General features: G+C 63.8%; 20 protein-coding genes. 8 read left to right on the forward strand and 12 right to left on the reverse strand.

All coding sequences use genetic code 11. The features are described from left to right. Positions 1-114: 114 nt before the first annotated feature. The 5 genes from KI241_RS23420 to KI241_RS23440 all read right to left on the reverse strand — a co-directional run bounded on the left by KI241_RS23420 (position 115) and on the right by KI241_RS23440 (position 5,151). Positions 115-2,316, reverse strand: a complete 2,202-nt coding sequence (locus KI241_RS23420; protein ID WP_042730953.1) for a xanthine dehydrogenase family protein molybdopterin-binding subunit — start codon at positions 2,314-2,316, stop codon at positions 115-117. Continuing rightward, positions 2,313-3,302, reverse strand: a complete 990-nt coding sequence (locus KI241_RS23425; RefSeq protein WP_047736305.1) for a xanthine dehydrogenase family protein subunit M — start codon at positions 3,300-3,302, stop codon at positions 2,313-2,315. Before KI241_RS23425 ends, KI241_RS23420 begins: the two co-directional genes overlap by 4 nt. Further along, a complete protein-coding gene (locus KI241_RS23430; RefSeq protein WP_042732080.1) occupies positions 3,299-3,832 on the reverse strand; it encodes a (2Fe-2S)-binding protein in 534 nt (177 codons plus the stop codon). Before KI241_RS23430 ends, KI241_RS23425 begins: the two co-directional genes overlap by 4 nt. 239 nt (positions 3,833-4,071) lie before the next feature. Further along, positions 4,072-4,638 (reverse strand): DJ-1 family glyoxalase III, encoded by a 567-nt coding sequence (locus KI241_RS23435; protein ID WP_042732079.1) that lies wholly within the window; start codon positions 4,636-4,638, stop codon positions 4,072-4,074. Between the two features lie 69 nt (positions 4,639-4,707). After that, the gene (locus KI241_RS23440; protein WP_212803049.1) at positions 4,708-5,151 is read right to left on the reverse strand and encodes a DUF4879 domain-containing protein; all 444 of its coding nucleotides are present in this window, start codon (positions 5,149-5,151) and stop codon (positions 4,708-4,710) included. A gap of 210 nt (positions 5,152-5,361) precedes the next feature. On the opposite strand from KI241_RS23440, the gene KI241_RS23445 reads away from it, so the two are divergent. The 4 genes from KI241_RS23445 (at position 5,362) to KI241_RS23460 (ending at position 9,340) form a co-directional block, all read left to right on the forward strand. Beyond that, positions 5,362-6,657 carry an NCS2 family permease gene (locus KI241_RS23445; protein ID WP_042732077.1) on the forward strand — a complete coding sequence of 432 codons (1,296 nt, stop codon included), beginning with the start codon at positions 5,362-5,364 and terminating at the stop codon, positions 6,655-6,657. Continuing rightward, a complete protein-coding gene (gene trmA, locus KI241_RS23450; RefSeq protein ID WP_212803050.1) occupies positions 6,654-7,733 on the forward strand; it encodes a tRNA (uridine(54)-C5)-methyltransferase TrmA in 1,080 nt (359 codons plus the stop codon). The genes KI241_RS23445 and trmA overlap by 4 nt, the downstream gene beginning before the upstream one ends. A gap of 309 nt (positions 7,734-8,042) precedes the next feature. Further along, a complete protein-coding gene (gene aroQ / locus KI241_RS23455) occupies positions 8,043-8,483 on the forward strand; it encodes a type II 3-dehydroquinate dehydratase (protein ID WP_047736308.1) in 441 nt (146 codons plus the stop codon). Positions 8,484-8,488: 5 nt separating this feature from the next. Further along, the gene (locus KI241_RS23460; protein ID WP_053144247.1) at positions 8,489-9,340 is read left to right on the forward strand and encodes a shikimate dehydrogenase; all 852 of its coding nucleotides are present in this window, start codon (positions 8,489-8,491) and stop codon (positions 9,338-9,340) included. Between the two features lie 105 nt (positions 9,341-9,445). Here KI241_RS23460 and KI241_RS23465 read toward each other — a convergent pair whose 3' ends face one another. Together KI241_RS23465 and quiC are read right to left on the reverse strand one after the other, a co-directional pair. Continuing rightward, positions 9,446-10,123, reverse strand: a complete 678-nt coding sequence (locus KI241_RS23465) for a TetR/AcrR family transcriptional regulator (RefSeq protein WP_047736309.1) — start codon at positions 10,121-10,123, stop codon at positions 9,446-9,448. A 101-nt stretch (positions 10,124-10,224) separates the two neighbouring features. Next, on the reverse strand, positions 10,225-12,126 hold the full coding sequence (gene quiC / locus KI241_RS23470) for a 3-dehydroshikimate dehydratase QuiC (RefSeq protein ID WP_042728431.1): 1,902 nt from the start codon (positions 12,124-12,126) through the stop codon (positions 10,225-10,227). 313 nt (positions 12,127-12,439) lie between these two features. Between quiC and KI241_RS23475 the strand changes: the two genes are divergently transcribed. Beyond that, a complete protein-coding gene (locus tag KI241_RS23475; RefSeq protein ID WP_234408003.1) occupies positions 12,440-13,741 on the forward strand; it encodes an MFS transporter in 1,302 nt (433 codons plus the stop codon). A 62-nt stretch (positions 13,742-13,803) separates the two neighbouring features. Here the strand turns inward: KI241_RS23475 and KI241_RS23480 are convergent, their stop codons facing one another. After that, a complete protein-coding gene (locus KI241_RS23480) occupies positions 13,804-14,682 on the reverse strand; it encodes a DMT family transporter (protein ID WP_042728433.1) in 879 nt (292 codons plus the stop codon). 94 nt (positions 14,683-14,776) lie between these two features. Further along, positions 14,777-15,553 carry an IclR family transcriptional regulator gene (locus KI241_RS23485; RefSeq protein WP_042728434.1) on the reverse strand — a complete coding sequence of 259 codons (777 nt, stop codon included), beginning with the start codon at positions 15,551-15,553 and terminating at the stop codon, positions 14,777-14,779. 255 nt (positions 15,554-15,808) lie between these two features. Between KI241_RS23485 and KI241_RS23490 the strand changes: the two genes are divergently transcribed. Together KI241_RS23490 and KI241_RS23495 are read left to right on the forward strand one after the other, a co-directional pair. Further along, positions 15,809-16,693, forward strand: a complete 885-nt coding sequence (locus KI241_RS23490; RefSeq protein WP_042728435.1) for a neutral zinc metallopeptidase — start codon at positions 15,809-15,811, stop codon at positions 16,691-16,693. Continuing rightward, the gene (locus KI241_RS23495; protein ID WP_042728436.1) at positions 16,694-17,644 is read left to right on the forward strand and encodes a hypothetical protein; all 951 of its coding nucleotides are present in this window, start codon (positions 16,694-16,696) and stop codon (positions 17,642-17,644) included. Positions 17,645-17,693: 49 nt separating this feature from the next. Here the strand turns inward: KI241_RS23495 and KI241_RS23500 are convergent, their stop codons facing one another. The 3 genes from KI241_RS23500 to KI241_RS23510 all read right to left on the reverse strand — a co-directional run bounded on the left by KI241_RS23500 (position 17,694) and on the right by KI241_RS23510 (position 19,826). Further along, on the reverse strand, positions 17,694-18,287 hold the full coding sequence (locus KI241_RS23500) for an HAD family hydrolase (protein WP_212803051.1): 594 nt from the start codon (positions 18,285-18,287) through the stop codon (positions 17,694-17,696). Continuing rightward, positions 18,284-19,153: an acyl-CoA thioesterase II gene (tesB, locus tag KI241_RS23505; RefSeq protein WP_042728438.1), complete on the reverse strand. Its 870-nt coding sequence runs from the start codon at positions 19,151-19,153 to the stop codon at positions 18,284-18,286. The genes KI241_RS23500 and tesB overlap by 4 nt, the downstream gene beginning before the upstream one ends. A 103-nt stretch (positions 19,154-19,256) precedes the next feature. Next, positions 19,257-19,826 carry a GNAT family N-acetyltransferase gene (locus KI241_RS23510; protein ID WP_042728439.1) on the reverse strand — a complete coding sequence of 190 codons (570 nt, stop codon included), beginning with the start codon at positions 19,824-19,826 and terminating at the stop codon, positions 19,257-19,259. Between the two features lie 74 nt (positions 19,827-19,900). On the opposite strand from KI241_RS23510, the gene KI241_RS23515 reads away from it, so the two are divergent. Further along, positions 19,901-20,821, forward strand: coding sequence for a histone deacetylase (locus KI241_RS23515; RefSeq protein ID WP_042728440.1), 921 nt, complete (start codon positions 19,901-19,903; stop codon positions 20,819-20,821). The last annotated feature ends 93 nt before the right edge of the window (positions 20,822-20,914 follow it).

The raw sequence follows: 20,914 nt of genomic DNA on the forward strand, positions 1-20,914 counted from the left end.
TCGTTCATGCTGCGTTGAAAACCGGCTCGGAATGCTCATTTACTCCAGTAAACTCCGCTTCCTCGCCGGTTTTCGCCTTGCCTGACCTTCGTCTCAAGACTTTTCAAACAGACCCTAGAGCAACGTGTCGAGGGTGATGGGGAAATCCCGCACCCGCTTGCCGGTGGCGTGGTAGATCGCATTCGCCACGGCCGCCGCCACGCCGACGATGCCGATTTCTCCCACGCCCTTGGAACCGAGCGCGTTGACGATCTCGTCCTGCTCGTCGACAAAGATCACTTCGATGTCGCCGATGTCCGCGTTTACCGGCAGGTGGTACTCGGCCAAGCTGTGGTTCATGTGCCGGCCCAGGGCGTGGTCGGTGAGGGTTTCCTCGTGCAGGGCCATGCCGATTCCCCAGACCACACCACCGAGGATCTGGCTGCGCGCGGTTTTCGGGTTGACCACCCGCCCGGCGGCGATGGCGCTGACCACCCGGCTGACCTTCACCGTGCCCAGGTCTTCATCCACCCGGACTTCGACAAACACCGCCGAGTGCGTCGCGGTGGCGTAGGCCTTGCGCTTTTCATCCGGCTCGGCGGTGACTTGGGCTTGCACGGGCATCTCGGCGCTTTGTCCTGCCAGCGCCGCCAGGGCGACCTGGGCCTCGCCAAAGCGCAGTTGCCCATCGGCGAAGGTGACTTGCTCAAGGGTCGCACCGCTGAAGTCCGGACAGGTCTGCCAGGCCACGGCCAGCAGTTTTTCCTTCAGCGCTTCGCAGGCCTGCTGCACGGCCGTGCCGACCGATGACACGGTGAACGAGCCGCCTTGCAGCGGCGCGGTCGGCAGTGATGAGTCGCCGAGGACAAAGGTGATGTCTGCCACGGGCACGCCTGACGCCTCGGCGGCGATCTGGGTCATGACCGTGTAGGTGCCGGTGCCGATGTCCGTGGTGGCGCTGCTGACCGTGAGTTTGCCGTCCGCGTCCAGGGACGCCCGGGCGCTGGCCTTCTGCTGCATGGCTTCCCATACGCCGCCGGCCATCCCCCAGCCCACCAGTTGCCGGCCTTCACGCATACTGCGCGGCTCGGGGTTGCGCTTGTCCCACCCGAAGCGACGAGCCCCCTGGGCGTAGCACTCGCGCAGTTCCTTGCTGGAGTACGGCTTGTCTTCGTTTTCGTTGCGCTCGGCGTAGTTGTTCAAGCGCAACTGGACGGGATCGATCGCCAGGGCGCAGGCCAGTTCATCCATGGCGCACTCAAGGCCGATCAACCCGAGAGCGGCACCGGGGGCGCGCATGTCCAGCGGCGTGTAGACGTCCAGCGGCACCAGTTTGTAGCTCAGCTCGACGTTGTCGCAGTGATAGAGCATGCCGCTCCACTCCACCACGTGTTCGGTGAAATCCTCGAAACGCGAGGTCTGGCCGACAGCACTGTGCGCCACCGCCAGCAGCCGCCCATTGGCCGCGGCCCCCAGTTGCAAACGCTGGAACGTGCGTGGCCGGTAGCCGAAGGTAAACATCTGCTGGCGGGTCAGGCTGACCCGCACCGAACGCTTGAGGGCCAGCGCCGCCATCACCCCCAACGCCAATTGATACTGCGGCCGCAGCCCTGAGCCGAAGGCACCGCCGACGAACGCGGCAAACACGCGGACCTGGTCTTTCTCCAGACCGAATACCTTCTGCACATAGGCCTGGCAGTTCTGCGTGCCTTGGGTCTTGTCATGGATGTGCAGGCTGCCGTCAGGCTGATACAGCACGGTGCAGGCATGGAGCTCCATCGGGTTGTGGTGTTCGATCGGTGTGCTGTAGGACACATCCACACTCAGCGCCGCACTGGCGTACTCGCCCTGGAAATTCCCACGGGGCTTGGGCAGTTCGGCCGGTGCCGGATAGGCCTCGCCTTGCAGGAGGGCCAGGTCGGTCTGGTGGTCCTGGACCTCGTATTTGATCTCGACCAGCGAGCCGGCATAACGGGCCAGTTCGAGGTTCTGCGCAACCACCAGGGCCAGCGGCTGGCCGCTGTAGAGCACCTCGTCGTTGTACAGCGGCCGGAACGGCGAGCCATCCGCCGCGTCGGCGTCCTGGTAGGGCTCATCGTAGCTGGCGACCTTGGGCCGGTTGGTATGGTCGATGACGGCGACGACGCCAGGCAGCGCCAAGGCTTTGGAGGCGTCGATGCGCAGCACCCGGCCGCGGGCGATGGTGCCCGACACGACACTGCCGTACAGCAAGCCGTCTTCGGGGTATTCGCCGGCATAGCGGGCCTGGCCCGTCACCTTGAGCAGGCCATCGACCCGGTCCAGTGGCTGCCCTATGGATTTGCTCGGAGCATTCATTTGGCTTGCCCTCCCAGTGCGGCATCGCTCAAGGCGCGCACGATCGCCCGGCGCGCCAACCTGACCTTGAAGCCGTTGTGTTCCAGCGGTTCAGCGTTTTGCAGCAGCGCGTCGGCAGCGGCGGTGAAGGTTTCGCGGCTGACGGTCTGGCCGCTCAGCCAGCTTTCCACCGCCCGGTCGCGCCAGGGCTTGTGCGCTACGCCTCCCAGGGCCAGGCGCGCCTGGCGGATCACCGGTCCGTCGAGTTCCAGCGCCGCCGCCACCGACACCAGCGCAAAGGCGTAGGAGGCTCGGTCACGGACCTTCAGGTAGTGACTGTGCTCGGCAAAACCAGCGGCCGGCAGTTCGATGGCGGTGATCAGTTCATCGTCGGCCAGTTGGTTATCCCGCTCCGGGGCATCGCCGGGCAGGCGGTGGAAGTCGGCGAACTCGATGGTCCGCGCTCCGCCCCGGCCCAGCACATGGACCACCGCTTCCAGGGCCGCCAAGGCCACGCACATGTCGGACGGATGCGTCGCGACGCACTGGTCGCTGGCACCGAAAATCGCGTGGATCCGGTTCAGCCCGCTGCGCGCCGGGCAGCCGCTGCCAGGCTGGCGTTTGTTGCACGGCACGTTGGCGTCGTAGAAGTAGTAGCAGCGGGTGCGTTGCAACAGGTTGCCACCGGTGCTGGCCATGTTGCGCAGTTGCGGCGAGGCGCCCGCCAGGATCGCCTGGGACAGCAGCGGGTAGCGGCGCTCGATCCACGGATGCCAGGCCAGGTCGGCATTGCTCACCAAGGCGCCGATCATCACCCCACCCGATGGGGTTTCGCTGAGGTCCGCCAGGGGCAGCCCGGTGATGTCGATCAGGTGCGCCGGGCGGGTGAGGTTCTCCTTCATCAGGTCCAGCAGGTTGGTGCCACCGGCGATGAAGCGCGACACCGGGCTCGACAGGTCGATGGCAGCCTGCACGGTCTCAGGCTTGCTGTATTGAAAGGGGTTCATTGCTCGCCCTCCGGTGCCTGGGGTTGTGGGCAAAGCGGCAAGGCTTCTTCGATGGCGTCGCGGATGTTGTTATAGGCACCGCAGCGGCAGAGGTTACCGCTCATCAGTTCACTGATCTGCGCGCCGGTCCGCGCCCGGCCCTCGTTGGCCAGGCCGACGGCCGAACAGATCTGCCCCGGCGTGCAGTAGCCGCACTGGAAGGCATCATGGGTGATGAAAGCTTGCTGCATGGGGTGCAACGCGTCATCGCCGGCCAAGCCTTCGATGGTGGTCAATTCGACGCCGTCGCACATCACCGCCAGGGTCAGGCAGGCATTGATGCGTTTGCCATCGCGTAACACCGTGCACGCGCCGCACTGGCCGTGGTCACAGCCTTTCTTGCTGCCCACCAGGTCCAGTTGCTCACGCAGCAGGTCCAGCAGCGTGGTCCAGGGCAATACCTGCAGCTCGCGCACCTGGCCATTGAGTGTCAGGCGGATCGGATGACGGACGAAGGACGCCTGCGTCGCTTCGGACAGGGTCGCGCTCATAAACACCTCACGGTTGGTCGTACACTCGCGGCGTTTTGGGAAACCGCCGTCATAAGGGGTACGACTTCGGGGGGCGGTGAGCGTTCAAAGGCGTTCGTGAAGGCGAACAGGCGCGGCAAAGCGCACCTTTATGTCGCTCAAGTGCGGTCTCTATATACCGCACCCTGTGCAATACATCGCCTTACACTCGGCGCCATGATTAAAGCCTTCCAGCTTTCCCACAACACGCCTGACGCCAGTCAGGCCAGCAGTTCCGCCGCCACCACATTGCGCACGCCCTTGCCGCTGAGTTGTTCCACCAACGCCAGGGCAAACGCCAGGGCGGCGGCCGAGCCCTGGGCGGTGATGCAGTTGCCATCCACGACCACGGGTTGGTCGACAAAGGTACACCCGGACAATTGCTGGCTGACGGCGGGCAGGCAGGTCATGCGCCGTTGGCGCAGCACGCCGCAAGGTTGCAATGCCAGCGCAGGCGCTTCGGCGATGGCGGCGAAGAAGCGGCCGGCGGCGGCCTGGCCCTTGAGCAGTTGTTGCAGGGGTTGATGGGCGGCCAGATGCTGGGCGCCGATGAGGCCGCCGGGCAGGACGATCAGGTCGAAGTCCTGCACCAGCACGTCCACCAACATGCCGTCGGCGGTCAGGCGGGTGCCACGGGCGCAGGTCAGCATCCGCCGGCCTTCGATGCTCGCCAGCACCACTTCGAGCTGCGCCCGGCGCAGGACGTCGATCAGGGTGACGGTCTGCAAGTCGTCGACACCTTCGGCAACGGCGATCAGGGCTCGGGGAATCGCGGTTCCAGCAATCATGGGTGTTCTCCGCAGGGGTGTTCCTGAAGACTAGTCAGGTTTGCCGGACTGCGTCCTGCCAACTGCCCGTCACTTGATATACAACTGGGTCGACATCCGATTGCCCGGCGCATTGATCGAGACGTTGCTGTAGCTGAAGGTGCCCTCCTGCTTGCCCTTCAGGTCGAAGATGTACAGATAGCCGACGACCTTGGTGCGGCTCGAACAATCGTTGAGATTGCCATTGCTGAACGCGCACACCGGCGAGCGGGTGCCGTCGACTTCGAAGCCGTCCAGCGTGACATGGGGCTGGCGGCCATAGCCGACTTCCAGCACATAGACCTTGATGTTCGCACCACTGTGGTCACAACGGGTCTGTGCCTGCCCGGGGGTGATGTCCTCGAAGCCACAGGCCGGCGACTCGACCTTGAGCACCTTGACCTCGCTCAACGGCGGTGCCGAAGCGGCATTGACGGGCAGGCCGGGCAACCACAGGCCCAACGCGCAAACCAAGGCCAGCAGATTTCTGTTCATGTGAGACCTATCGAGCTTCTGAACCGCGCGCAGTATGGCGCTCTTTTTGCTTCGGTAAAACATCGACGACGATCGCAGCCACATGGCCACGCTGCTGGTATGATGCGCGGCTTTTTCCGACCCGCAGAAAATTCAGGCGCCCCTGGCGGTCTGTGCTTTGCTGTTGAGGTCGATACATTCACGGCGCCCTGCGCGCCACGGGGAGCAGACATGCTGGAAAGGCTGTTTCAACTCAAGGCACACAACACCAACGTGCGGACCGAGATCCTGGCGGGCGTCACGACCTTCCTGGCCATGGCCTACATCCTGTTCGTCAACCCGAGCATCCTCGGCGAAACCGGCATGGACAAGGGCGCCGTATTCGTCGCCACGTGCCTGGCGGCAGCCATCGGCTCCACGGTCATGGGGCTGATCGCCAACTACCCGATCGCCCTGGCCCCGGGCATGGGCTTGAACGCCTTCTTCACCTACACCGTGGTCCTGCACATGGGCCATACCTGGCAAGTGGCGCTGGGCGCGGTGTTCGTCTCTGCGGTGCTGTTCTTCCTGCTGTCGATCTTTCGCATCCGCGAGTGGATCATCAACAGCATCCCGCTGCCATTGCGCTCGGCCATCGCCGCCGGCATCGGCCTGTTCCTGGCGCTGATCGCCCTGAACAACGCCGGCATCGTGGTGAAAAACCCGGCGACCATGGTCGGCCTCGGCGACCTGAAGCAACCGGCGCCAATCCTCGCCACGCTCGGTTTTGTCCTGATCGTCGCGCTCGAAGCACTGAAAGTGCGCGGGGCCGTGCTGATCGGCATCCTCGCGGTGACCATCGTCTCGATCCTGATGGGCTTCACCCCGTTCGGCGGCGTGATATCGATGCCGCCCTCCCTGGCCCCGACCTTCCTGCAACTGGACATCAAGGGCGCCCTGGACATCGGCCTGGTCAGCGTGATCTTCGCTTTCCTGTTCGTCGACCTGTTCGACAACTCCGGCACCCTGATCGGCGTCGCCAAGCGCGCCGGGCTGATGGGCAAGGACGGCCACATGCCGAAGATGGGCCGTGCGCTGATCGCCGACAGCACCGCCGCCATGGCCGGTTCGCTGCTGGGCACCTCCACCACCACCAGCTACATCGAGTCGGCGGCGGGCGTCAGTGCCGGCGGCCGCACCGGCCTGACCGCCATCGTGGTGGCGGTCCTGTTCCTGCTGGCGTTGTTCTTCTCGCCACTGGCAGGCAGCGTCCCGGCGTTCGCCACCGCGCCGGCCTTGCTGTTCGTCGCCGTACTGATGACTTCGGGCCTGGCGGAAATCGACTGGGACGACATCACCGTCGCCGCCCCGGTGGTGGTGACCGCGCTGGCCATGCCGTTCACCTACTCCATCGCCAACGGCATCGCCTTCGGTTTCATCGCCTGGACCGCCATCAAGCTGGTGTCGGGCCGTGGCCGTGAGCTGAACCCGGCGCTGGTCATCCTGTCCATCCTGTTCGTGATCAAGTTGGGTTGGTTCAACGCATGACTTTCGATTCCCAGGCGTACGCCACGCAGCTCCAGGACAAGGTCACCCGCTTGCGTGAGCTGCTGGCCCCCTTCGATGCGCCGCAACCCGAGGTGTTCGACTCGCCACTGCAGAACTTCCGCCTGCGGGCCGAATTCCGCCTGTGGCGCGAGGCCGGCGAGCGGCACTACGCGATGTTCTTCCAGGAAGACAAACGCACGCCGATCCTCATCGAGACGTTCCCTATCGCCAGCCTGCGCATCAACCAGTTGATGCCGCAACTCAAAGCCGCCTGGCAGGCCAGCGCGCCCCTGAGCCACAAGCTGTTCCAGGTGGAGTTCCTGACCACCCTGGCCGGCGACGCGATGATCACCCTGTGTTATCACCGTCCGCTGGACGAGCATTGGCATGCCGCCGCCACGCAACTGGCCAACGACTTGGGCGTCAGCATCATTGGCCGCTCCAAGGGCAAGCGAGAAGTGATCGGCCACGACTACGTGGTGGAGCGCCTTGAAGTGGGCGGCCGCACCTTCAGCTATCGCCAGCCCGAAGGCGCCTTCACCCAGCCCAACGGCACGGTGAACCAGAAGATGCTCAATTGGGCCTACGACGCCCTGGGCGATCGCAACGACGACCTGCTGGAACTGTACTGCGGCAACGGCAACTTTACCCTGCCCCTGGCAACCCGCGTACGCAACGTGCTGGCCACCGAAATCAGCAAGACTTCGGTGAACGCGGCGCTGAGCAACCTGGACGAAAACGCCGTGGCTAACGTGACGCTGGTGCGCTTGTCGGCGGAAGAATTGACCGAAGCGTTGAACGAAGTCCGGCCGTTCCGCCGCTTGCAGGGCATCGACCTGAAAAGCTACGCGTTCGGCAGCGTCTTCGTCGATCCGCCGCGCGCAGGCATGGACCCGGACACCTGCGAACTGACCCGGCGCTTCGACAACATCCTGTACATCTCCTGCAACCCGGAAACCCTCGCCGCCAACATCGCGCAACTGAACGACACCCACCGCATCACGCGCTGCGCGTTGTTCGACCAATTCCCCTGGACCCATCACATGGAATCCGGGGTGTTGCTGACCCGGCGTTGAGGCGATTCCTGTGGCGAGGGGATTTATCCCCGTTCGACTGCGCAGCAGTCGCAAATCAACCAACACGGTTGCGCTGTGACGGCAGTGCACGACTTCAGGGCTGCTTCGCAGCCCAACGAGGATAAATCCCCTCGCCACAAACGAGTTCCTCCTACAACCCCGCTTGCCGCTTAAAGGTGCTGTTCGATCATCGAACACTTATTGAGCGCCGACAGCGGCTTCGTTTGACCAAACTAACCATCTAGTACAATTTACCTCCAACGGCTGGAACCCGGCCAACACCAACAATAAAAAGTGTGGAGAAAATTGATGCCTCCGATCGTCCTGGTGCTGAACGGCCCGAACCTGAACCTGCTCGGCACTCGCGAGCCGGCCACCTATGGCCATGAAACCCTGGCGGACATTTCCGCGTTGTGCGCACGCGCCGCTGAAGAGTTCGGCCTGGCGGTGGAGTTTCGCCAGACCAACCAGGAAGGTGAACTGCTCGACTGGATTCACGGCGCCCGTGGCCGCTGTGCCGGTATCGTCATCAACCCGGCCGCCTGGACCCACACCTCGGTGGCCATCCGCGACGCCCTGGTGGCCAGTGAAATCCCGGTGATCGAAGTCCATTTGTCCAACGTCCATGCGCGGGAAACCTTCCGCCATCACTCCTTCGTCTCCTCCATCGCCATCGGTGTGATGTGCGGGTTTGGCAGCCACGGCTATCGCCTGGCCCTGGAGCATTTCAGTCAGCGGTTGAAGGGTTGATCCACATGTCGAACATCACTGTGCTCGCCGGGCTGATCGGCGCCGGTATCCAGGCCTCGCGCACCCCTGCCCTGCACGAGCACGAAGGCGACGCCCAAGGCATGCGCTACCTCTACCGGTTGATCGACCTCGATGCGCTGACACTCGACAGCAGCGCTCTGCCCGACCTGCTGGCCGCCGCCGAACGCATGAGCTTTACCGGCCTGAACATCACCTTTCCGTGCAAGCAGGCGATCATCCCGCTGCTGGACGAACTGTCGCCCGAAGCCCGCGGCATCGGCGCAGTGAATACCGTGGTGCTCAAGGACGGCAAACGCGTCGGCCACAACACCGATTGCCTGGGGTTCGCCGAAGGGTTTCGCCGTGGCCTGGGGGATGTTTCCCGCGGGCACGTGGTCCAGATGGGCGCCGGCGGCGCCGGTGCGGCCGTTGCCCACGCGCTATTGGCTGAAGGCGTACAGACGCTGAGTATTTTCGATGTGGAAGTCAGCCGCGCCGAGGCCTTGGCCCACAACCTGAACCAACACTTCGGCGCCGGCCGCGCCCGGGCCGGGCATGACTTGCCCGCCGCCATGGCCGAGGCCGACGGCCTGGTCAACACCACCCCGATGGGCATGACGAAGTTGCCGGGCATGCCGGTGCCGGTCGAGCTGTTGCGGGGCGCGTTGTGGGTGGCGGAAATCGTCTACTTCCCCCTGGAAACCGAACTGCTGCGCAACGCCCGCGCCTTGGGCTGCCGCACACTCGATGGCGGCAACATGGCCGTGTTCCAGGCGGTGAAGGCGTTTGAATTGTTCAGTGGCGTGGTGCCGGATGCGCAGCGGATGCTGGAACACTTCCAGCGCATGAATCACTGAAGACCTGTCGGAGCGGGCTTGCTCGCGAATGCGATCCGACAGTCAACCTCCATGGCGACTGTGCGGGCCCTTTCGCGAGCAAGCCCGCCCCCACAGGGGTTGCGTTCAGGCCTGCAAATAGCGCAGCACCGACTCGCAGATCATCTGGCGATGACGCTGCTTGATCGCTTCGTCCGATAGGTCGATCTGAAAAATCTCGCCGAAGGTGTGGCGGTTCGACACCCGGTGAAAACAGAACGAACTGATCAGCAAGTGCACATCCAGCGGTGCCAGGCCCGCCCGGAACACGCCTTCTTCAGCGCCCCGCCGCAGGATCAGGTCGAGGGAGTCGAGGATGGTGCTGTTCATCGCCTTGATCACCCGCGACTGCTTGACGTACTCGGCGTTATGGATGTTCTCGATGGCGACGATCCGCACGAAATCCACATTGCGATCATGGTGGTCGAACGTGAACTCCACCAGGCGCCGTATCGCGTGGACCGGCGCCAGCTCGGCCAGGTGCAGCCGGCCCTCGGTGCTGCGGATATCGCCGTAGAGCTTCTCCAGCACCTCGATGTACAGCTGCTCCTTGCTGCCGAAGTAGTAATAGATCATGCGCTTGGAGGTATGGATGCGTTCGGCGATGGCATCGACCCGGGCGCCGGCCAGGCCCTGCTGGACGAATTCGACGATGGCTTCCTGAAGAATGTTTTCCCGGGTTTTCTCCGGGTTGTTCTTGCGACTCTTGCGTGGCGCGACGAGGGGCTCGTCGAGGTCTGCGGGAAGCTCTGGATTCATAGTCATTGTGGGCTCACGGCCATCACTGCAAGGCTTGCGATTATGGGCCGCACCGTGCAGTGAAGGAAGTCACGGGGCCGCCCTTTGCCGCCACTTTTACGATTTCCCTACAACTTGGCATGCCGCAAGCCACCGCTGCGGGATTTCGCCATGGCCGCCAGCCGCACCGCCACGTTGGCCGCGCCGTAGCCGGCGTAACCGTTCTTGCGCTGGATGATCTCGAAGAAAAACCGCCCCTCGAACGGTTCGGTGTAGACATGAAACAACTCGCCCCCCTGGGCGTCGCGGTCATACAGCACGTTGAAATAGGCCAGCTCGCTGAGGAACTCATCGTCGAAATCGAAACGCGCGGCCAGGTCGTCATAGTAATTGAGCGGAATGTCCAGCAGCGGCACCCCGGCCTCCTTGGCGCGGCTGACCTGGGCGAAGATGTCATCGCAATCGAAGGCGATGTGGTGCACGCCAGAGCCACGATAACTCGACAGCGCGTGTGAGATTGCCGTGTTGCGGTTTTCGGAAATGTTCAGGGGCAACCGGATCGAACTGCAGCGGCTGCGCAGCGCGCGGCTTTTCACCAGGCCATAGGGGTCGGGCAGCACCACTTCGTCGTCGGCCTCGAAATCCAGCAGGCTCTTGTAGAACAACACCCAGCTGTCGAGGCTGTCGGCCGGCAACGCCATGGCCATGTGGTCGATGCGCTTGAGCCCGGCCCCGATGACCGCGCCCGGTTGCAAATTGAAATCGGTGCCATAGACGTCGGCGTCCTGGTCGACCAGGTAGATCAAGCTGCCGTCCGGTGCGCGCACCGCCGCCAGCTCCAGCTCATTGGGCCCGACCAAGCCGCGGTAGGGCTGGCCCTTGTAGGCCACCGCCCGCGCCAGGGCGCTGGCACTGTCCTTGACCCGCAACGCGGTGGCGCACAACGACGGCCCGTGAGCTTCGAAAAAGCTGTGAGCGAAGGAGTACGGTTCACTGTTGAGGATCAGGTTGATATCGCCTTGGCGCAGCAGGCTGACGTTCTTGGAACGATGCTGGCCGGCCTTGACGAAGCCCAGCCGCTCCAGCCAGTGGGAGAGCTTGGCGCCGAGGTTGTCGTCCACGGCAAACTCGAGGAACTCGATACCGTTGTATTCGCTGGCCGACGGCGTCGCGAACAGGCAATCGGCGTTACTGACCGGCATGGCCTCTTCGGCCAGGCGTTGGCGGGTCTTCTCTTCCAGGTACAGCAGCGAGCGCAAGCCATCGGCGGCATTGGCCCTTGGTGGCGCGGCGCGGAAGCCGTCGTTGAAGATCTCCAGCGACAGCGGCCCGCGGTAGCCACTCTTGATGATCGGCGCCAGGAAACCCGGCAAGTCGAACTCGCCCTGGCCGGGGAAGCAGCGAAAATGGCGGCTCCACTCCAAAACATCCATTGCCAGGATCGGCGCGTCGGCCATCTGCACGAAAAAAATCTTCTCGCCGGGGATCTCGGCAATCGCCCTCGGATCGCCCTTGAGGGACAAGGTGTGGAAGCTGTCGAGCAGCACGCCAAGGCTTGGATGATCGGCCTGGCGCACGATGTTCCAGACCTGTTGATAAGTATTGACGTGCCGGCCCCAGGCCAACGCTTCATAGCCGATGCGCAGGCCGCGCGCGCCAGCCCGTTCGGCCAGCAGCCGCAGGTCATCGACCAACAATTGCTCATCGCCCAGGCTATCGGCCGAGGCATTGCTGCACACCAGCACCAGGTCGGTGCCCAGCTCCTGCATCAGGTCGAATTTGCGCTCGGCCCGATCCAGGTTACGCGCCAGGCGATCACGACGGCAGCCTTCGAAGTCACGAAACGGCTGGAACAAGGTGATGGCGATGCCCAGGTCGGCGCACATCTGCCTGATTTCCCGCGGGCTGCCATCGTAATAGAGAAGATCGTTCTCGAAGATTTCCACACCATCGAAACCGGCGGCGGCAATGGCTTCGAGTTTTTCCGGCAGGGTACCGCTCAAGGAAACGGTGGCAATGGAACGCTGCATGACTTCGGCTCCCGGGAGGCATCGGCTACAGAGTTGCGGCGCTGTTGGCAGCGCTTTTGAAGGAATGGACCGATTATTGAGGCGCTGATGGCTTTCAGCAATTTAATATGTACCACCCAGTTAGTTTTTTGGGCGATTATCGAACAAAATGCCTTGGGGCGAATTGACGATTTTTCGTCCACTGCGCACCATCAGCCCCACATTGACGCAGCCGGATTGGCCGGCGTCGTGGAATACCCCGATCACCCCATAAGAATTTCAAAAACGGGTACACGCTATGAATCCTTCCCAAAGTTCTCCCCTGAGCCCAGGCATGGGCGTCACGACCGGTGGCATCGGCGACAAAATCCGCGGCGCCCTGGCCGTGGGCAAGACCCGTTGGGGCATGCTCGCGCTGGTGTTTTTCGCCACCACCCTGAACTACATCGACCGCGCCGCTCTCGGCGTGATGCAGCCCATCCTGGCCAAGGAAATGAGCTGGACGGCGATGGACTACGCCAACATCAACTTCTGGTTCCAGGTCGGTTATGCCGTGGGCTTTGTCCTGCAGGGCCGGCTGATCGACCGGATCGGCGTCAAGCGCGTGTTCTTCTGCGCCGTGCTGCTCTGGAGCCTGGCGACCGGTGCCCATGGCCTGGCCACTTCGGCGGTCGGCTTCATGGTCTGCCGCTTCATCCTGGGCCTGACCGAAGCGGCCAACTACCCGGCCTGCGTGAAAACCACGCGGCTGTGGTTTCCGGCCGGCGAACGGGCGGTGGCCACCGGTATCTTCAACGCCGGGACCAACGTCGGCGCAATGTTCACGCCGATGCTGCTGCCATTGATCCTGCACGTGTGGGGCTGGCAGGCGGCGTTCCTGTGCATGGCCGCGCTGGGCGGGGTCTGGTTGCTGTTCTGGGGCCTGAAATACTTCAACCCGGAAGACCATCCCAACGTCAAGGCGTCGGAACTGGCCTACATCCAGGCCCAGGACGAACCGGAGCAGGCCCGCGTGCCCTTCTCCCGTATCCTGCGCATGCGCGGCACCTGGGCGTTCGCCCTCGCCTACTCGATCACCGCGCCGGTGTTCTGGTTCTACCTCTACTGGCTGCCGCCGTTCCTGAACCAGCAATACAACCTGGGCATCAACGTCACCCAGATGGGCATCCCGCTGATCATCATCTACCTGACCGCCGACTTCGGCAGCGTGGGCGGCGGTATCCTGTCTTCGTTCCTGATTGGCCGCGGCCTCAACCCGATCAAGGCGCGCCTGCTTTCCATGTTGCTGTTCGCCTGCTGCATCATCGGTGTGATCATGGCCGCCGGCGCAAGCAACCTATGGATGGCGGTGTTCGCCATTTCCCTGGCCATCGGCGCGCACCAGGCCTGGACCGCCAACATCTGGAGCCTGGTCATGGACTACACGCCCAAATACATGATGAGCACGGTGTTCGGCTTCGGCGGCATGTGCGCGGCCATCGGCGGGATGTTCATGACCCAGTTGGTGGGCCACATCCTGACCGTCACAAACAACAACTACACCGTGTTGTTCACCTTGATCCCGGCGATGTACTTCATCGCCCTGACCTGGCTGTACTTCATGGCGCCGCGCAAGATTCCAAATCTGGAGAGCTGATACGACCGCAGCCCCTGTGGCGAGAGACCTTCTTCCCTCACCACAGGGGTTGCGGCAGCCAGTCACTTGCGTCGCTGCTGCCACGCCGCCGCCAGGCCACTCAGGCAGATCAGCACGATACCGAACACCGTGGTCAACGTCGGCGTATGGTTGAACAACAACCACCCCAGCAGGCCGGCGAACACGATCTGACAGTACCCGAACGGCGCGAGCAGCGCCGGGGCGGCAAAGCGGAACGCCTGGGTCAGCATCAGGTGTGCCGTCATCCCGCAGGCCCCCAGCGCCAGCATCATCAAGCCATGCACCAGGCTCGGCACTTGCCAGAAGAATGGCACCAACGCACTCATCACCAACGTATTGCACAGGCCGGCGAAGAAGTTGCTGGTGGTCGGGCTGTCGATCTCGCTGAGCTTGCGGGTCAGCAGTTGGTAGAAACAGAAGAACAGCGCCGAACAAAACGGCAGCAACACCGCCGGCGTAAACAGATCCCCGCCGGGATGGACGATGATCAACACCCCGATGAAACCGAAGATCACCGCGATCCACTGGCCACGCGTCACCCGCTCACCCAGCAACGGCACCGACAACGCCGTGACTAGCACGGGGGCCAGGAAGTTGACCGCCGTCGCCTCCGCCAACGGGATGTACAACAACGCCGTGGTGAAGAACAAGCTGGTGCCCAGCAGGCACAACGCCCGGGCCACTTGCCACAAGGGACGCTTGGTGCGTAGCACCGGCAATCCCGAACGGGGCAGGAAGATGCCCGCCATCAACAGGGTGTGCACCACGTAGCGCGCCCACACCACCATGATGATCGGGTAGAACCCCGAAAGGTATTTCGACAAGGCGTCATGGCTGGAGAACAGGAATGTTGCGCAAAGAATCAGCAGGATGCCCTTGAAGGCCTGATTGACGCCGGAAAGCGGAGTGCTGACGGTCATGTAGGAATCCCGCGATGCATGAAGTAAGAGGCCAGGGCTGGCGTGTGACGGATAAGACCGCGCCCACGCCCATTCAATCGCTGCGACGACCGGTTCAGTTGAACAACTCCGAAGCCTGGCTGGCCTGGGACAGCTCTTCGGCAAACGCCAGCAAGGTCGGTGCCAGCTCATGCAGGCGCGGCCGTGTCATCCGCGCGCTGGGACCGGCCACGCTGAGCACACCGACGACCCGCCCATCCACCGGATGACGCACCACGGCGGCAATGGCCGACGTACCGATCGCCGAACTTTCCTCGACACAGGCGTAGCCTTGCTCGCGCGCCTGGCGCAGGTATTCCAGCAGTTCGACCGAGTTGCGCGGCGCGTTGGGCCCCGCCTCTGTCGGCAGTTGGGCAGCCTGGCGTTCCACCCGCGACAGCGCCTCGGCGTCGCTCATGCACGCCAGCCAGGCATGGCCCGAAGCGGTATAGAACAGCGGCGCCTCGCGGCCCATGTCCGGGTCGTAGCGCAGCCCGGACCGCGCGCCCTGGGATTTGGCGATCCAGGTCTGGCAATCGCCTTCGATGACGCCCAGGCGCACCAGCTCGCCGGTTTCCCGGGCCAGGCGATCCAGCACGGGCTGCACGATGTCAGCGCCGCTTCGCGACAGGTAGCGAAAACCCATGGCCACCAACCGGGTGGACAGGTGATACCGCAGGTTATCAGGGTTCTGGCGCACATAGCCCAGGCGCATCAGCTCGGCGAGCAAGCGATGGGTGGCGCTCTTGGGGATCTGCAACTGCTCGGCCAGCCCTAGCAGCGGCCAGCCTCGGGGATCGCTGGCGAGATTTTCCAACACATTGAAGACACGTTCGATTTGACTGCCGGCCATGGACGATCCAGATGAGTACGCTGATTCCAGAATAAGCGAAGTTTAATGCAAATTCTGGAACGACATGGGATTTTAATCCATATCGGTGTCAGCGAGCCGGCGCGAGAAGCGGCACTTCGCGCCACGCAGAAGGTCAACGGATACAGCGCACTCGCGCGCCGATCCGTTCCCACAGTCAAAAATCTGTTAGTGAACTGGCGGCAATCCCACTCAGCGGCAACACTGTTCACACCGGTCAATCAGAGGACTGCCCACATGCTATGGAAAAAAGGTCGCCGCAGTGACAACGTGGTGGACGCCCGAGGCGATGGCGGCGGGGGTGGCGGATTGCGCTTCGGCGGCGGCAAGGGCTTGAGCCTGACGGCCATTCTCCTGATCGTCGGCATCGGCTGGATCACCGGCCAGGACCCGATGCAGATCCTTGGGCAGTTGGCCGGGCAGATGGACACGTCCGCCCCCGCCTCGTCGCAGACCCGCCAGGCGCCGCCGGCCAACGACGAGCAGGCCGAGTTCGTGCGCTCGATCCTCGGCGATACCGAAGACACCTGGGGCCAGGTGTTCCAGCAGGCTGGGCGCCAGTACCAGCAACCGAAGCTGGTGCTGTTCAGCGGTCGGGTCAACTCGGCCTGCGGCCTCGCGTCATCGGCCACCGGGCCGTTCTATTGCCCGGCAGACCGGCAGGTCTACCTCGACATGAGTTTCTTCAAGGAAATGGCCCAACGTTTCTCCGCGGCCGGGGACTTCGCACAGGCCTACGTCATTGCCCACGAGGTCGGGCACCACGTGCAGACGCTGCTGGGCGTGTCGGCGAAAATCCAGGAGGCCCGCCAGCAAGGCCGGCAGATGGAAGGTGACGGCGGCCTGTTGGTGCGCCAGGAGTTGCAGGCCGACTGCCTGGCCGGCGTCTGGGCCAACCATGCCCAGAAACGCCTGAACTGGCTGGAACCGGGCGACATCGAAGAAGCCCTGAACGCCGCCAATGCCATCGGCGATGACCGCTTGCAACAGCAGGGCCAGGGCCGCGTGGTACCCGACTCCTTCACCCACGGCACCTCGGCGCAGCGGGTACGCTGGTTCAAGACCGGGTTCGCCCAGGGCCAGGTCAGCCAGTGCGACACTTTTGCGGCGAAAAGCTTGTAGATGATGAAGTGGGCCGCATGGTTCGCGCTGGTGCTGGGCAGCACCTTGGCCCAGGCCAATGAGCACGGCGTCAACGTGGTCGCGCAAGGGCGCCTGCAACTCAAGGGTGGCGCCATGGCCGTGGACGTCAGCCCGGCCCCGGCGTCCATCCAGCGCGTGCTGATCATCCTCCACGGTCGGCTGCGCAATGCCGACACCTACCTGCACAGCGCCGAGAAAGCGGCCGGGCAGGCCGGGCAACTGGGCACCACCCTGATCATCGCCCCGCAGTTTCTCAACGAGCAGGACGTTGCTCGCCACCTGTTGCCCAATGACCTGCTCCGCTGGCAGGGCAACGACTGGATGGCCGGAGGCCTGTCCACGGGGCCGCATCCGGTCAGCTCGTTCCAGGTTCTGGACGACATCGTCGCGCGGGTCAGTGACCGGCAGCAGTTCCCCGAAGTGCAACAGATCGTCATCGCCGGCCATTCCGGTGGTGCCCAGGTCGTGCAGCGCTACGCCCTGCTCGCCCACGGCCCCTTCAGGATCAACCCGCGCTTCGTCGTCGCCAACCCGTCGTCCTACGCCTATTTCGATGAACAACGGCCGATGGCCTTCGATGCCGCCAGTTGTCCGGGTTTCAATCACTGGAAGTACGGGCTGAAAAACTTGCCGGCCTACGCCGCCGGGCAAACACCGGCCCAACTGGAAGACAACTACATCAAGCGCGACATCGTCTACCTGCTCGGCCAACAGGATGTCGACCCGGAGCATCCAGCCCTGGACAAAAGCTGCGAAGCGCAAACCCAGGGACCGTATCGGTTATTGCGCGGTCATTTCTTTTTCGACTACCTGACCAGAAGGCACCCAGGGGAGATGCCCCAACGGCTGATCGAAGTGCCCGGGATCGGGCACGATGGCAGTGGGATGTTCAATTCGCCCGAGGGGCTGAAGGCCTTGTTCGGGCAGTAAGCCTCGTCCTGCCTGACTTGGCCTCATCGCGAACACTCGATTCAACACTTCAAGCCAACAGCATCCGCCGCAGCTCGTCACAATCGCGCGCATGCCAGTCGGTCAGTTCCGGCCACGGGTTGTCCGGTAGGTTCACCAGCACCGTCCGCGCCCCTGCCGCACGACCACAGTCCAGGTCGAAGCGGTAATCACCGACCATCACCATTGCCTCGGGGGCCACGTCCCAGGCCTGCGCCAGCTTCAACAGGCCACCGGGATGCGGCTTGGGCGGCGCCTCGTCGCGGCCCAGTACATCGGCCACGTCGAAACAGTCGGCCAAGCCGATGGCCTCCAAAGTGACGTGGGCCAGCTCGCGGGCGTTGCGGGTCAGGATTCCCAGGCGGTCACCGCGTCCTGCCAACTCGCGCACCAGCTCGACCGCCCCCGGCGCCGGCCTGGAGCCCAGCGCCAGGTCGCGCTCGTGCTCCAGCAGCCAGGCGTGCTTGGCCGCGGCCTCATCGGCCGGCAGGGCCGCCAGGTGGGTGAGGATGTCGTCTTCGGGCGGGATCGCCAGGGCCACCCGGATCGCCGCGAAATCATGCACGGCGATGGTCAGCGTGCCGTCCATGTCGAAGACCCAGTGACGGACATCGGCCAGGCTCATGCCCAGTCCTTGCGATGGCGAATCAGCCCTTCCTGGGTGACCGACGCCACCAGTTGCCCGGCGCGGTTGAACACGCTGCCCCGGGAAAACCCGCGGGAGTTGCCGGCCCACGGGCTGTCCATGGCGTAGAGCAACCAATCGTCGGCCCGCAGGTCGGCGTGGAACCACAAGGCATGGTCGAGGCTGGCGACCTGCATGTCCTTCTGCCAGACCGACTTGCCATGGGGCAGCATCGAGGTGGTCAAGAGGCCGAAGTCCGAGGCATAGGCCAGCAGGTACTTATGCAAGGCTGGCGAATCCGCCAGGGCGCCATCGGCGCGAAACCACACGTACTTGATCGGGTCGGCCGGCTGCGGGTTGTAAGGATCCTTTTCCGTGACCGGGCGCACTTCGATCGGCTTGGGGCACAACAGCTTTTCGCGCATGTGCTCAGGCAACAGGTGCGCGCGCTGCTGGGTCAGTTCCAACTCGGACGGCAGGTTTTCCGGCCCGACCACCTGCGGCATGCTGCTCTGGTGCTCGAAGCCCAGCTCGTCGTACTGGAACGAGGCGCTGCAGGTGAAGATCGGATGGCCCTTCTGGATCGCCGTGACCCGACGGGTGCTGAAGCTGCCGCCGTCACGCACCCGGTCCACCTGGTAGACCACCGGCAAAGCCGCATCACCGGGGCGCAGGAAATAGCCGTGCATCGAATGGACGTGACGGGCCTCTTCCACGGTCTGGCTGGCCGCCGACAATGATTGGCCCAGCACCTGGCCGCCGAACAACTGGCGAAACCCCAGGTCCTGGCTGCGACCGCGAAACAGGTTTTCTTCGATCGGTTCCAGGGTCAGCAGGTCGACCAGATCTTCCAACACGTGGCTCATTCAGACTTTCCTCACACAGCGCAATACCGCGCAGTCTGTGCTGCGGCGGTGGATCGATTGTTGGCCCGGGCCATTGGGCGGGCATTGTAAACGTCCGTGTTGGCTAACCGTGAAGGGTCTGCAACCACTGCTCACGATTGATGCGATAGAGCACATGGTGACGCAACGGATGGCCGACTGCGAGTGTTGGGTGTTCGAAGTCGTCCGCCGGGTCATGCTGCATGCCGATGGCCTGCATGACCTTCTGCGACGGCAGGTTGTCGACGGCGGTGAACGCCACCACTTCCTCCAGCCCCAAGGCATCGAAGGCACACCGCAGCGCGGTCCACGCGGCTTCGCTGGCATACCCCAGGCCCCAGTGCTCGCGGGCCAGGCGCCAGCCGATCTCGATCGCCGGGGTGAACGGTGCGTCGAAGCCGACCACGCCAAGGCCGGTGAAGCCGACGAAGGCGCCGGTGTCCTTGCGCTCCAACGCCCACAAACCGAAACCGTGCTCGGCAAAATGCCCGCGCACGCGCCCGATCAGCGCGGCGCTTTCCAGGCGGCTCAGCGGCGCAGGGAAATAACGCATCACCTGCGGGTCCGCGCACATGGCGGCAAATTCCGGCAAGTCGTCGTCACGCCACTGGCGCAAGACCAGCCGCGCGCTTTCCAATTCGAGTATCGGCTCCATCTTCACTCCCTCTCCATGCCCTGAGTCTACATCGCTGGTAGGATCCGTCACTTAAATCACCTTTGAAAAACACCATGCCGTTGCCGCTGATCTACCACGAAGACTACAGCCCCGAATTCCCGGCGGAACACCGTTTCCCCATGGACAAGTTTCGCCTGTTGCGCGATCACCTCGTCGACAGCGGGCTGACCCGCGACGCCGACCTGCTGCGCCCTTCACTGTGTCCGCCGGACATCCTCGCCCTGGCCCATGACCGTGCCTATATCGAACGCTACATGGGGGGCGAGTTGTCCCGCGAGGACCAACGGCGCCTTGGCCTGCCCTGGAGTGACGCCCTGGCCCGCCGAACGGTTCGCGCCGTGGGCGGCTCGCTGCTGGCCGCCGAACAGGCCCTTGAGCACGGCCTGGCCTGTCACCTGGCCGGCGGCACCCACCATGCCCACTACGACCACCCGGCCGGCTTCTGCATTTTCAACGACCTGGCCGTGATCAGCCGCTATTTCCTGGCCAGCGGCCGGGTCTCGCGGGTGCTGATCTTCGACTGCGACGTGCACCAGGGCGACGGCACCGCGCGAATACTTCATGACACTCCCGACGCAGTGACAGTTTCCCTGCACTGCGAAAAGAATTTTCCGGCACGCAAGGCACAAAGCGACTGGGACATTCCACTGCCCATGGGCATGGGCGACGCCGCCTACCTGGAGGTGGTGGACGACGCCCTCAACTACCTGTTGCCCCTGTACCAGCCGGACCTGGTGCTGTACGACGCCGGCGTCGATGTGCACAAGGACGACGCCCTCGGTTACCTGAAGCTGACAGACGAAGGCCTCGCCGCCCGCGACGAACGGGTCATGCGCCATTGCCTGGGGCGCGACATTCCGGTGGTCGGCGTGATCGGCGGCGGCTACAGCAAGGATCGCCAGGCCCTGGCCCGCCGCCACGGGATCCTGCACCACAGCGCACAAAAGGTCTGGACGTCATCAGGTTGTCATTGAAACCAGGGCGCGTTACCCACAATGCCTGTGGAGCGGCCTGTGGATAACCTGAGCGAAACGACTTGCAGGCCATGCCGGACATGGCCTGCAGAG

Origin of the sequence: Pseudomonas sp. Cab53 (assembly GCF_018325965.1) — a bacterium.
Taxonomy (GTDB): Bacteria; Pseudomonadota; Gammaproteobacteria; order Pseudomonadales; family Pseudomonadaceae; genus Aquipseudomonas; species Aquipseudomonas chlororaphis_E.